The sequence below is a fragment of the Paenibacillus castaneae genome (assembly GCF_002884445.1).
GTDB classification, from domain to species: domain Bacteria; phylum Bacillota; class Bacilli; order Paenibacillales; family Paenibacillaceae; genus Pristimantibacillus; species Pristimantibacillus castaneae.
This window is the reverse complement of record NZ_KZ614144.1, coordinates 5,767,787-5,780,016: the sequence shown is the minus strand read 5'-3', so window position 1 is coordinate 5,780,016 and position 12,230 is coordinate 5,767,787. Positions and strand designations below refer to the sequence as shown.

The 12,230-nt window shown below is 45.6% G+C and carries 15 protein-coding genes and 1 rRNA gene (1 of these 16 cut by a window edge); 14 read left to right on the top strand and 2 right to left on the bottom strand.

The window, feature by feature from the left end:
* Positions 1-15: 15 nt before the first annotated feature.
* The 10 genes from rpsK to CEF13_RS25885 all read left to right on the top strand — a co-directional run bounded on the left by rpsK (position 16) and on the right by CEF13_RS25885 (position 8,069).
* A complete protein-coding gene (rpsK, locus tag CEF13_RS25930; RefSeq protein WP_053373921.1) occupies positions 16-411 on the top strand; it encodes a 30S ribosomal protein S11 in 396 nt (131 codons plus the stop codon).
* Positions 412-538: 127 nt separating this feature from the next.
* Positions 539-1,483: a DNA-directed RNA polymerase subunit alpha gene (locus CEF13_RS25925; protein WP_102715307.1), complete on the top strand. Its 945-nt coding sequence runs from the start codon at positions 539-541 to the stop codon at positions 1,481-1,483.
* 43 nt (positions 1,484-1,526) lie between these two features.
* Positions 1,527-1,892 carry a 50S ribosomal protein L17 gene (gene rplQ, locus CEF13_RS25920; protein ID WP_102715305.1) on the top strand — a complete coding sequence of 122 codons (366 nt, stop codon included), beginning with the start codon at positions 1,527-1,529 and terminating at the stop codon, positions 1,890-1,892.
* 185 nt (positions 1,893-2,077) lie between these two features.
* Entirely contained in the window at positions 2,078-2,818 is a 741-nt protein-coding gene (truA, locus tag CEF13_RS25915; RefSeq protein WP_102715304.1) for a tRNA pseudouridine(38-40) synthase TruA, read from the top strand.
* Between the two features lie 194 nt (positions 2,819-3,012).
* Positions 3,013-3,450, top strand: a complete 438-nt coding sequence (gene rplM / locus CEF13_RS25910) for a 50S ribosomal protein L13 (RefSeq protein ID WP_102715302.1) — start codon at positions 3,013-3,015, stop codon at positions 3,448-3,450.
* 20 nt (positions 3,451-3,470) lie between these two features.
* Positions 3,471-3,863 carry a 30S ribosomal protein S9 gene (gene rpsI, locus CEF13_RS25905; protein WP_056635921.1) on the top strand — a complete coding sequence of 131 codons (393 nt, stop codon included), beginning with the start codon at positions 3,471-3,473 and terminating at the stop codon, positions 3,861-3,863.
* 176 nt (positions 3,864-4,039) lie between these two features.
* On the top strand, positions 4,040-4,735 hold the full coding sequence (locus CEF13_RS25900) for a phosphoadenylyl-sulfate reductase (protein WP_102715300.1): 696 nt from the start codon (positions 4,040-4,042) through the stop codon (positions 4,733-4,735).
* A gap of 15 nt (positions 4,736-4,750) precedes the next feature.
* A complete protein-coding gene (sat, locus tag CEF13_RS25895) occupies positions 4,751-5,917 on the top strand; it encodes a sulfate adenylyltransferase (RefSeq protein ID WP_102715298.1) in 1,167 nt (388 codons plus the stop codon).
* A gap of 132 nt (positions 5,918-6,049) precedes the next feature.
* Positions 6,050-6,826: an N-acetylmuramoyl-L-alanine amidase CwlD gene (cwlD, locus tag CEF13_RS25890; protein ID WP_102715296.1), complete on the top strand. Its 777-nt coding sequence runs from the start codon at positions 6,050-6,052 to the stop codon at positions 6,824-6,826.
* Positions 6,827-6,953: 127 nt separating this feature from the next.
* Positions 6,954-8,069 carry an Mrp/NBP35 family ATP-binding protein gene (locus CEF13_RS25885; RefSeq protein ID WP_102715294.1) on the top strand — a complete coding sequence of 372 codons (1,116 nt, stop codon included), beginning with the start codon at positions 6,954-6,956 and terminating at the stop codon, positions 8,067-8,069.
* Between the two features lie 130 nt (positions 8,070-8,199).
* On the opposite strand, the gene gerD is transcribed toward CEF13_RS25885, so the two are convergent.
* Positions 8,200-8,874 carry a spore germination lipoprotein GerD gene (gerD, locus tag CEF13_RS25880; RefSeq protein ID WP_102715292.1) on the bottom strand — a complete coding sequence of 225 codons (675 nt, stop codon included), beginning with the start codon at positions 8,872-8,874 and terminating at the stop codon, positions 8,200-8,202.
* A 179-nt stretch (positions 8,875-9,053) separates the two neighbouring features.
* On the opposite strand from gerD, the gene CEF13_RS25875 reads away from it, so the two are divergent.
* The gene (locus CEF13_RS25875; RefSeq protein ID WP_244917132.1) at positions 9,054-9,677 is read left to right on the top strand and encodes a KinB-signaling pathway activation protein; all 624 of its coding nucleotides are present in this window, start codon (positions 9,054-9,056) and stop codon (positions 9,675-9,677) included.
* A gap of 1 nt (position 9,678) precedes the next feature.
* Here the strand turns inward: CEF13_RS25875 and pdaB are convergent, their stop codons facing one another.
* Entirely contained in the window at positions 9,679-10,488 is an 810-nt protein-coding gene (pdaB, locus tag CEF13_RS25870; protein WP_102715290.1) for a polysaccharide deacetylase family sporulation protein PdaB, read from the bottom strand.
* A 205-nt stretch (positions 10,489-10,693) separates the two neighbouring features.
* On the opposite strand from pdaB, the gene CEF13_RS25865 reads away from it, so the two are divergent.
* From CEF13_RS25865 to CEF13_RS25855, 3 genes are all read left to right on the top strand, one after another.
* Positions 10,694-11,320, top strand: a complete 627-nt coding sequence (locus tag CEF13_RS25865) for a stage II sporulation protein M (protein ID WP_102715289.1) — start codon at positions 10,694-10,696, stop codon at positions 11,318-11,320.
* 126 nt (positions 11,321-11,446) lie between these two features.
* On the top strand, positions 11,447-11,668 hold the full coding sequence (locus CEF13_RS25860) for a hypothetical protein (RefSeq protein WP_053373934.1): 222 nt from the start codon (positions 11,447-11,449) through the stop codon (positions 11,666-11,668).
* A 223-nt stretch (positions 11,669-11,891) separates the two neighbouring features.
* Positions 11,892-12,230, top strand: a 16S ribosomal RNA gene (locus CEF13_RS25855); it runs 1,216 nt beyond the window's last position.

The window sequence follows — 12,230 nt, the reverse complement described above, 5'->3', positions numbered from 1 at the left end:
GGAGGATAATGGACAATGGCTAAACCAAAAAAAGTCGTTCGTACGAAACGTCGCGACCGGAAAAATATTGAGACTGGCGTTGCGCACATTCGCTCGACGTTCAACAATACGATCGTTACGATCACGGATCCGCACGGTAATGCAATTTCATGGGCAAGCTCTGGTAACATGGGCTTCAAAGGCTCACGTAAGAGCACGCCTTTCGCAGCTCAAATGGCTGCTGAAACAGCTGCGAAAGCAGCGATGGAGCATGGCATGAGAACCGTTGAAGTGATGGTAAAAGGACCAGGCGCTGGCCGTGAAGCTGCGATTCGTTCGCTTCAAGCTGCTGGATTGGAAGTTAACCTCATTAAAGACGTAACACCAGTTCCTCATAACGGATGCCGTCCTCCGAAACGTCGTCGCGTATAGTTGGATCAGCTGTGGTATCAAATGGCAGCAACTTGTGAATAATAGTTGTGAAGGTTTGGCATACTACAAGATTTGACTTGAAATAACGGTAAGGTAACGGAGCGACGTTTGAAGGAGGGTACTATTAGTGATTGAGATCGAAAAGCCGAAAATCGAAACCGTAGAACTGAATGACGAGGGAACGTATGGACGCTTCGTCGTCGAGCCGCTGGAACGCGGATACGGCACGACGCTAGGAAATTCGCTTCGCCGAATTTTGTTGTCGTCTTTGCCGGGTGCAGCAGTAACCTCGGTTCAAATCGACGGAGTGCTTCACGAGTTTTCTACGGTTCCCGGAGTGATTGAGGATGTTACCGAAATCATTCTGAACCTGAAAGGCCTCTCGTTGAAAATCCACTCCGAAGAAGAGAAAGTTTTGGAAATCGATGCGGATGGCGAAGGGAATATTACAGCGGGCGACATTCGAGCTGACAGCGATGTCGAGATTTTAAACCCTGATCTTCACATCGCAACCTTGGCCTCAGGCGCGCGACTCCATATGCGGGTTTTTGCTAATCGGGGTCGTGGTTACGTGCAAGCGGACCGCAACAAAAAGGACGAACAGCCGATTGGGGTAATACCCGTTGATTCGATATACACGCCGATTACTCGCGTTAATTATAGCGTTGAAAATACGCGTGTTGGTCAAGTTACCAACTACGACAAGCTAACGCTTGAAGTATGGACTGACGGCAGTATTCGACCGGAAGAGGCTGTAAGCCTCGGCGCTAAAATTTTGACCGAGCATTTGGACTTGTTCGTTGGGTTGACCGATGAAGCCAAAGATGCGGAAATTATGGTTGAGAAAGAAGAAGATAAGAAAGAGAAAGTTCTAGAGATGACGATCGAGGAACTTGATCTATCTGTCCGTTCTTACAACTGCTTGAAGCGCGCAGGTATCAATACCGTTCAAGAGCTAATCACGAAATCCGAAGAGGATATGATGAAGGTTCGGAACCTCGGACGTAAATCACTTGAGGAAGTTCAAGAGAAGCTTGAAGAGCTCGGTTTGGGCCTTCGCATGGAAGAGTAGTACCAACTAGTGTAGACAAAAGAGCAAGGGAGGGGAAAACAAGATGGCATATCAAAAATTAGGACGTGACGCTAGTGCACGGAAAGCTTTGTTCCGTGACCTCGTTACTGACTTATTCCTTTATGAGCGTATTCAAACGACTGAAGCTAAAGCGAAAGAAGTTCGTTCAATCGCTGAGAAGCTGATCACTAAAGCTAAGAAAGGTGATCTTCATGCTCGTCGTCAAGTAGCAGCTTATGTTCGTCGTGAAACAGTTGACGGACAGCAAGACGCTATCCAAAAGCTGTTCTCTGAACTAGCTACTCGTTACTCAGAGCGTGCAGGAGGATACACACGTATTCTAAAACTAGGACCCCGTCGCGGCGATGCTGCGCCTATGGTTTACCTGGAATTGGTTGATCGTGCGTAGTTAACCCTACTAACGTGAAAGTATAAGCTTGACCACAAAGCTAAGCCTTGTCCAAGCTTATACCTAGATAAAAGGGTGGACCCTTGAGGCCACCTTTTTTTATTTGCCAAACTGGCTTGTTAGTCATGTAATTGGCAGGGGATTAGGGGCCTTCGGAATCCCTTTAGTTAAAGGGGGGAAACAGGTTGAGGAATATATGCGTGAAAGTCAGCTACGACGGGACCGGATTCAACGGATTTCAAACGCAGCCATATGGCAGAACGGTTCAAGGCGAAATAGAGAAGGCCATAAAGAAGCTATCGGGCGAGACGACTATAATAATAGGTTCGGGACGCACCGATGCGGGAGTGCATGCACAGGGACAAATGTTCAACTTCTACACGGAATCTACGATTCCTACAGAGAGATGGGCAATCGCGCTCAATACGCGATTACCGAAGGACATTGTCATTATTGAAGCATTCGATGTGCCAGAACATTTCCATGCCAGAAGATCCGCTAAGCGCAAAACGTATCGCTATACGATTGACACGGGGAAGTTTCCGGACGTTTTTGGCCGGCAATATCGCTTTCATCATCCGACTCCGCTTGATGTAGATGCGATGCGAGAGGGTCTGCTTTGCCTGGTAGGCAAGCATGACTTTACCTCCTTCACATCTATTCATTCAACGAAGCCTCATCATATTCGTACAATCTATGAAGCAGACTTTGTACAGGAAGGCCCGATCGTACATATGTATGTGACAGGCAATGGATTTCTATACAATATGGTTCGAGTTATAATGGGAACATTACTATGGGTTGGTGAAGGAAAACTGGCTTCATCTGAAATAAAACGCATCCTTGAAGGGCGAAATAGATCGCTTGCTGGTCCTACGGCTATGCCGCATGGATTAATGCTTATGGATGTCGAATATTCCAGTTAAAAACAGGGATATTTCACTATAAATCGCTTGCACATACGTATATTTTATAGTAGAATATAACTTGTGCTTTCGAAGTGGCTAACCCACAGCCCCGACTGAGATTGTCACAAACTTGGCGAATTACAATGAACTAACAAACCAACGATTACGTTGTTATAAAAACGATTAATGTATGAAATTAAGGAGGATCATCCATGCGTACCACTTATATGGCTAAGTCAAATGAAGTTGAGCGTAAATGGTTCGTCGTTGATGCGGAAGGCAAAACACTAGGCCGTTTGGCTAGTGAAGTAGCTGCCCTGATCCGCGGCAAGCACAAACCGACTTTTACGCCACATGTTGATACAGGCGATTTCGTCATCGTTATCAATGCTGAGAAAATCCATTTGACTGGTAAGAAACTTACCGACAAAATGTACTACCGTCACTCGATGTATACTGGTGGTTTGAAAGTTACACCAGCTAACGAGATGATCAAAAACAAACCAGAACGCGTTATCGAATTCGCTGTCCATGGTATGTTGCCTAAGAACCGTCTTGGTAACCAAATGAAGCTTAAACTTAAAGTATACGCAGGTGCGGAACATCCACATCAAGCACAAAACCCTGAAGTTTACGAACTTCGCGGGTAATAAAGAGGAGGACAAGTTTCATGGCTCAAGTGCAATACTATGGAACCGGTCGTCGTAAACACTCTGTTGCACGTGTACGTCTTGTGCCGGGTGAAGGACGAATCATTATTAACAAACGCGACCTTAATGAATATTTTGGTTTAGAAACGCTTAAATTGATCGTAAAACAACCGCTTAACCTTACTGATACATTGTCGAAATACGATGTACTTGTAATTGCTAACGGCGGCGGAATGTCCGGTCAAGCTGGCGCTATCCGTCACGGTATTTCACGCGCTCTGCTTAAAGCAGATCCTGAATTCCGTCCTGCTTTGAAACGCGCTGGATTCCTAACACGTGATCCACGTATGAAAGAGCGTAAAAAATACGGTCTTAAAGCAGCACGTCGTGCTCCACAATTCTCGAAACGTTAATATGCACAATACGAAATGCCTTCTCTGTTTACAGAGGGGGCATTTTTTTGTGTTCATACATAAAATAGAAAAAACTTTATTTCATTCTGGTCGAAACATATTGAACATTCGCCGAAGAGGACGTATAATTATAATCAGATGAATTTACTAGGAATTAAAAATGGAGGGCATACCCAATGAACCTTTTTGAGAAAGAAGCGCTGATCGCGCAAAAAGCGGTTGAGCTTGAAAACGCGACGCCAGAAGAAGTTATTGCTTTTGCAGTAGAAACATTTCCTAACATTACCTTCGCCTGCAGCTTCGGAGCAGAAGACGTCGTGCTTGTAGATATGCTTCAGAAGATTAGTCCCAAAACAGATATTTTTTATTTAGATACGGATTATCATTTCAAAGAAACCTATGAGACAAAGACGCGTATGGAAGAGCGTTATCCTGGCATTCCTTTCGTTGAGGTGAAGCCTGAACTGACTCCTGAGGAGCAAGCCGCTCAATTCGGTGAAGAGCTTTGGAAATCGGATGCGAACGCATGCTGCAATATCCGCAAAGTACAGCCGCTCACGAAGATTCTAACCAAGTATGAAGCATGGATCACAGGTATTCGACGCGACCAAGCGCCTACACGCGCAAATTCGAAAAAAGTGGAATACGATACAAAGTTCGGTTTAGTTAAATTCAATCCAATCGCTCACTGGACGACTGAAGACGTATGGAATTATATCCGTGAGAATGATGTTATTTATAACCCGCTGCATGATCAAAACTATCCAAGCATTGGCTGCGAGCAATGTACTCGGAAAGTAATGCCGGGTGAAGACCCGCGTGCAGGCCGTTGGTCTGGATCAGAAAAAACAGAGTGCGGACTGCACAAATAGGAGGCTATAAGTATTATGAGTCAAATTTCACCGCATGGCGGCGTATTGGTTAACCGTATCGCTTCCGGCGAACAACGTGAGGCATTGCTGACAGAAGCACAGGGCTTAAAAGCGATTTCGATCAACACATGGACGATATCTGACCTTGATTTGATTGGCGTTGGCGCTTTTTCCCCATTGACTGGCTTTATGAATGAAGCTGATTACCATTCCGTTGTGACAAACATGCGTTTAGCGAACGGAACCGTATGGAGTATTCCGATTACACTTGCAGTAGAAGAAGCAAGAGCAGCTGAGTTCTCAGTTGGCGAGCGTGCTGCACTAGTCGGTGAAGATGGCACCATCTATGCCATTATTGCAATTGATAGCATTTATAAGGCGGATCATAAGGTTGAAGCTGTTCATGTATTCAAAACCGATGACCTTGAGCATCCAGGTGTGCAAAAGCTATTTGAACGTTCTTCTATTCAATTTGGCGGTGAGATTACCGTTTTAAACCGTCCGCAGCCAGAGAAGTTTCAAGATTTTTATTTTGATCCTGCTGAGACTCGCCGTATATTCGCTGAGAAGGGCTGGAAAACGGTTGTAGGCTTCCAAACGCGCAATCCGGTTCACCGCGCACATGAGTATATTCAGAAGACAGCAATGGAAATTGTAGATGCGTTGTTCCTGAATCCTTTGGTAGGTGAAACCAAATCGGATGACGTACCTGCTAACGTTCGAATGAAGAGCTATCTTGCACTGCTTGAAAATTACTATCCGAAGGATCGTGTATTCCTTGGCGTGTTCCCTGCGGCTATGCGTTATGCTGGTCCGCGCGAAGCGATATTCCATGCATTGGTACGCAAAAACTATGGCTGCTCCCATTTTATTGTCGGCCGTGATCATGCAGGCGTAGGCGATTATTATGGAACATACGAAGCGCAAGATCTACTTAAAACAATTCCAGCAGAAGATCTTGGCATTACACCGCTATATTTCGAGCATAGCTTCTTCTGCAAAGTTTGCGGCAATATGGCCACCTCCAAAACTTGTCCTCATGACAAGGAGCACCATCTGACGTTATCCGGAACAAAAGTTCGCGCATTGCTGCGTGACGGTATTTGTCCGCCTCCTGAGTTTTCACGCCCAGAGGTAGCTCAAATTCTTATCGAAGGCATGTCAGAGCAGCCTGTAGGCTAATTTCACAAACATTGGTTAAGGTTTGTCTCATAAACAACCATCTCGTCCCATATAAATGAATGTATGCATTTGGCTTCATACGCAGCCGAATGCTCCGTTTATTTATTTGATGGAAGACGGGGTGGTTTTTTTATGCGCTGGATCAGTCGGCATTTCATTATTTGGATGACCTATAAAGGAGCAACACGAATTGCAATTGGACTGCTGGTCATCACCTTGACAGCGATTACGCTCAGCCAATCGCTGCCTACTGCTCATACTTGGTCTTATTGGTCGACGCCGCTTTCTGGCAAGACGATAGCTATTGATGCTGGACATGGCGGAGTGGATGGCGGGGCGGTCAGTAAACAAGGTGTGATTGAAAAAGATTTGAATTTGGCGATCGCTCTTTATTTGCGGGATTATTTACAGCAGGCCGGTGCTGTAGTCGTTATGACAAGGGAAGGCGATTATGATCTCGCTACAGGAGATTCAAGAGCCTATAGCAAGCGTAAGACGGAGGATCTTAAGAAACGAGTAGCTGTTATTGAAGCAAGCAAGCCTTCTGCATTGATCAGTATTCATATGAACAGCATACCTTCGGCCAAGTGGTCAGGAGCGCAAACCTTCTATCACGCTGCCAACCACCCGGACAATCGTATTCTTGCTACGTTTATTCAGGATGAAATTAAACGCAATCTGGAGAATACGACTCGCGTGGCAGCAACGGTGAAGGATGTCTATGTGTTGAAGGCGATCGCGGATATTCCTGCAGCTTTGGTTGAGGTAGGATTTCTATCGAATGAAGGAGAGTCACAGCGCCTTGCGGATACCGAATACCAGCGGCAGGTAGCAGCTTCGATCTATGAGGGGATACTGCGCTACAGCTCTGGCGAGAAGCTGAGCGGCAGCGCACCGATTGGGAAATGAGAGGAGACAATACGCATATCTTCATAGCTGAACGATAGCGCAGGGGCATTTCAAACGTTGCAGTAATGCTTACTGTGTTATAATAACTATAAGATAATCGTTATTACATAAAGGTGGGACAAATACAATGTTAACACGTGAGCAAGTAATGGAAGTCGTCGATTCTGTGACGGCAGCATATAACGCGGAGAAGATTACGATCCGCGATGTAATGGTTCGGGACCGTCAAGTATCGATGACGGTCCTTGGGGCTGGCGCGGCTGCACAGCCCGCGCTTGAAGCCTCGCTCCGCGAGGCGCTGGCGCGCATTGGCGCCGAAACCGTGCATTGCCGGTTTCGGACGGAGGGCGCGCCTGCCGCAGGCGAGGCAGCGCCATCGCCAGCGGCAGCTGCAGCACCGGCTGCGGCTAGCGCCGGTGCAAGCAAAGCTGGCGGCCCCGCGCCCGTTCAGGGCCACGGTGCCGGGCTCGCGAACCCACTGCTTGATCCCAGCAGTGGGGTGCAGTTCATTGCCATCGCCAGCGGCAAGGGCGGCGTCGGCAAATCGACGGTGACCGTCAATCTCGCGGTCGCCTTAGCCCGCAGGGGCAAACGCGTCGGTATCATCGACGCCGACATTTACGGCTTCAGCGTGCCCGATATGATGGGCATCGAAGAGCGTCCGGACGTCGTAAATGAACGGGTCATCCCAATCGAGAAATTCGGCGTGAAAGTGATGTCGATGGGCTTCTTCGTCGAAGACAACAGCCCAATCGTATGGCGCGGCCCCATGCTCGGCAAGATGCTGCGCAACTTTTTCCAAGAAATTGAATGGGGCGAGCTGGATTATCTATTGCTTGATTTGCCGCCAGGCACAGGAGATGTAGCGCTTGATGTGCATCAGATTATTCCGCAAAGCAAAGAAATCATCGTGACGACACCGCATGCGACTGCAGCATTCGTTGCTGCGAGAGCAGGGGCGATGGCGATCAAGACCGAACATGAAATTATCGGTGTGGTTGAGAATATGTCCTATTACGTATCTACTTCTACAGGAGAGAAGGAATATGTATTTGGTCGCGGCGGCGGCGCGCGTCTAGCCGAAACGCTGCATGCGGATCTGCTCGCTCAAATCCCGCTCGGTGCACCTGACAACCTGTCAACCGATCCTGATTTTGCACCATCTGTGTACCATGCGGATACGGAGACAGGCAAACTCTACCTTGAGCTTGCGGACCGTGTATTAAGCAAATGCAGCAGCTAATGCCAATCACTGCTTAACATCATTTATAATTAAGCCTTGAACATAATACCAAAAAGCCCGAACTTGTTGTCTCGCGAAGCTCTGATTCAGCTTCATTAGACCATTTGTTCGGGCTTTAATTTTAGAAATATTACATGCCAGAAGATTGATCTTCTTCTGACGACTGGTCATCTCCAGATGATTGGCCTGAGGATTGATCTTCTTTTTTCTTTTTCTTATCTTCTTTCTCATCCGATTTCGGCTTTAGTTCTTCTTGTACTGCTGTTTTCATTAGATCAAGCACTTCAAGTCGAAATAAAGGATTTTGCATAGATTCCTGCATAAGTGACATGACTTCTTTTCGATATTGCGTACTTTGCAGCACTTCAAGAATCATTTTATTCATCTCAGGTGTTTTGAGCGCCTTCACTAAATCAGCTTGATACGTAGGATCCTTGATAAGCTCTTTATGAATGGATTTGTTTTGTTTATTTACGGCTTTGGCGAATTCACCCGCGAAGCGAGTATCAGCCATAAGCTTCTTGATGACCTTGTCATACTCGGGGGAGACGAGAACATCTTTTACAGCTAAGCGCACTTCTTCCTGATCTTGAACAGACAAGAGCTTTGTAGTGCCGGACATGCTTTGTGAAGATTGCTGAAGCGCCTTCTGAGCGTCCTCTGTTTTTAAAATGTCAATAACCATTGATTTCACATCTTTATAGCTTACTTGCTGACCGCCTCCGCTTGAGGAATCGGAACCGCAGCTTGTCATAACAAGCGTAAATGCTGCAATAGTTGACAGGAAAATCCACTTTCTGAGCATCCTTTACTTGCTCCCTTCTAAACAGTACTCATATATGCGATGAGAAACGACCGATCTAGAAAAAGAAGTATCGTGCTCTTATTATGCACATTGTTCACGGTTTTATCATGGACAAACATTAGCTTTTTGTTGTGAACGTGGTAAGATAAAGGATATTAATAATCGGGAGGATATTGAACGTGACTTTAAAAAAGTGGTTCTTTTTATTTTGGAGCTGCATGGCTGTCGGTGCGCTTGCGTGTGTCATTAACGGGGCAATTATGGCAGGGGTTGATCCAGAATTCGGATTTTTAGGTTTTAAAGCAGTCGGTTTCAATGCGCTAATGATGGCGATGGTTGGATTGCTAATCGGCGCCTTTAGCCAAATGGGCTTTTTCGCTTATTTAACTTTAAATTATATTGCTTTAAGCGTATTTAGAAAAAAATATTTATGGAACGCATTGCAAGGGTATACAACCTTATTCGCGGCGCTCGGTCTTGGCTACATGCTTTATAATAAGCAAATAAATGGCTGGTTTTTCTGGCTGCTTCCGCTATTATTGCTTGTCTTCTCTGCCCTGATCACTTGGTTCAAGGTGAAGCAAACGAATAAGACCGCTTTAGTCTCAACCATGTTCCTTATGTTTGTCATTACTTTTATTGAAGCATGGCCGGCACTATCGGGTGAGACGAACGTACCTGCTATCATATTTATGATTGTTCCGCTGTTTGCCTGCAATGCATACCAAATTATGATGATGCATCGTCTACTCAAAAAAGAAACAACCGACTCGTCAGCAATCGCTGCAAAGCCGGTTGTGTAGATTAATATTCTAAAGCGGCGGCATCGAGCTGCGGGAAGGTGGAAGTAGCCTTATCCTGCACCGCTTTGCCGTCGATTTCTGTTTGGGAGATCAAATCGGTTACGGTAACAAATTCATATCCTTTTGCCCGTAATTGATCAATAACGACAGGCAGCGCTTCATGTGTCTGTTTCACAGAGTCACTCGCATGGAACAAAATGATGTCGCCAGGATGTGCTTTAGTCATAACGCGGTTAATGATTTTATCCGTTCCGATGTTCATCCAATCAAGCGAATCCGTGTCCCACTGAATAACCTTATAATGCAGTTCCTCAGCGATACGAAGTACTCTTTTGTCAAAATCTCCATTAGGCAGTCTAATCAAATTCGGTTGCTTACCCGTAATGTCGGATAAAATAGTGTGAGCCGTTGTAATTTGCTTGCGTATCTCATCGTCTGTCAGCTTGCTGTAATTGTCATGCTTATGTCCATGGCTTCCGATTTCGAAGCCTGCGTCCTGAATTTTCTTCACAATCTCAGGATGTGACTGACTCCAGGGGGAGGATAAGAAGAACGTAGCCTGCTTTACATTCTTTTCTTTCAGCACATTAAGAATGGGTTCTGTCCGTTTATCCCCCCAGCTAATGTCAAAAGTTAACGCAATGACGTTTTTGTTGGTCGGCACGCTGTAGATTGCAGCCGGCTGCTGCGAAGCAAATACCGAGATGTTGTCGCGTTCGGCATAGATGATTCCGATTGAAAAAACAATAGCTACGGCAATAAGAAAATACCTTTTCAGTTTTCGGCCGTTCAACACGTAAAAGACGTTCATGGGAAAAGCTCTCCTCTCTAATGAAAGCTGGTTCAAAGCTAAGCGAATATAAATTTCATTTTTATACACGCTTATCATCCATCGCGAAACGAGCTTTTGCCCCCATGGAAGGCGACAGCCAATTACGCTTGTAGTACAATCTATGCTCGTACACCAAAGATATTCTTCTATGTTGACGGATATATACGAAATGGAGGGGAAATTTATGTTTAAGTGGCGTGCGATAGCGGATCATTTTAAACAAATGAATGGGTATATTATGTTTGGAGTTATTTTATTTTTTGCTGGCATGATTATCGGAGGCACGAATCCGGTGTTCAAAGCATTTCTCTTGGAGCAGATGAAAGGGCTTAGCCAGCTTTCAACAATCATTGATCAATCCAAAAACCCGACATTAACGATGATCATCGTTATTTTCATGAATAATGCACTCAAATCTATTTTTGTCATTTACATAGGCGCGTTTTTTGGCGTACTGCCCTTTTTCTTTCTAGTCGTCAATGGAATGCTGATCGGGTTTCTGTTGAAGCATAGCGCTGAGCTTCATGGCGGTGCGTTTGTAGCAGATATGATATTCAAGGGGCTTCTGCCGCACGGTATACTTGAGATTCCGGCCATCATTATTGCATGTGCCTATGGCATGCGGTTCGGCGTGTTAATATTTAAAGGCTTGGTAGCTATGGTATTTGCCAGTTCGAAGCTTGACGACATTGGTCAAGCATTAAAACAATTCTTAATTAGAAGCGTTCCCGTTATGGTGATCCTTACAATAGCGCTGCTCATTGCGTCCATTATCGAAAGCACAATTACACCCTGGCTTCTTTCATTGTAATAAAATTACCATTTTTTGAGCATAACAATAAAGCAGTGTCGCAACGCATTTGCGTGAGACGTTGCTTTTTTGTTCGTTTTCGGACGGTCTAGTTGCGCTTTACATAAAAGGAGGTCGCTCACAGCTATGCTCGGAATACTATTCAATGATAAAGAATGCAAAGAACTCGACTACGTCCTTCGCAAAGAATTAGATGAAATGCTATTGGACTTGAATGACTCTAGATTAGATGGAGATATTAAGCAAGCAATCACAAGAAGGTACAAAATCATCTTCCGAATGTACGCTCGAATCGCCTCCCCGAAAGAGCTATCACGCTACGCGCTTAATGCTCGTTCGTACCGATAAAAACTTTTTTAAAAAAACTTTTAAAAAGGGGTTGCATTTATTTGGGCCCCTGTGATATATTATTTAAGTCGCCGCTGAGACAAACGGCAACGACGAGCAAAACAAGCAACAAACGAAACAATAGATTGCTCTTTGAAAACTGAACAACGAGTAACAAACTGCCTCGCAAATCCTTCGGGATGAGCGAAAAAAGCGATAAAAGTTTTTGAGCAAGTCAAACACCAATTTGGAGAGTTTGATCCTGGCTCAGGACGAACGCTGGCGGCGTGCCTAATACATGCAAGTCGAGCGGAGTTGAAGAGGTGCTTGCACCTCTGATACTTAGCGGCGGACGGGTGAGTAACACGTGGGTAACCTGCCTTTAAGACTGGGATAACATTGGGAAACGAATGCTAATACCGGATACGCGATACGGTCGCATGACTGAATCGAGAAAGATGGAGCAATCTATCACTTAGAGATGGACCCGCGGCGCATTAGCTAGTTGGTGAGGTAACGGCTCACCAAGGCGACGATGCGTAGCCGACCTGAGAGGGTGATCGGCCACACTGGGACTGAGACA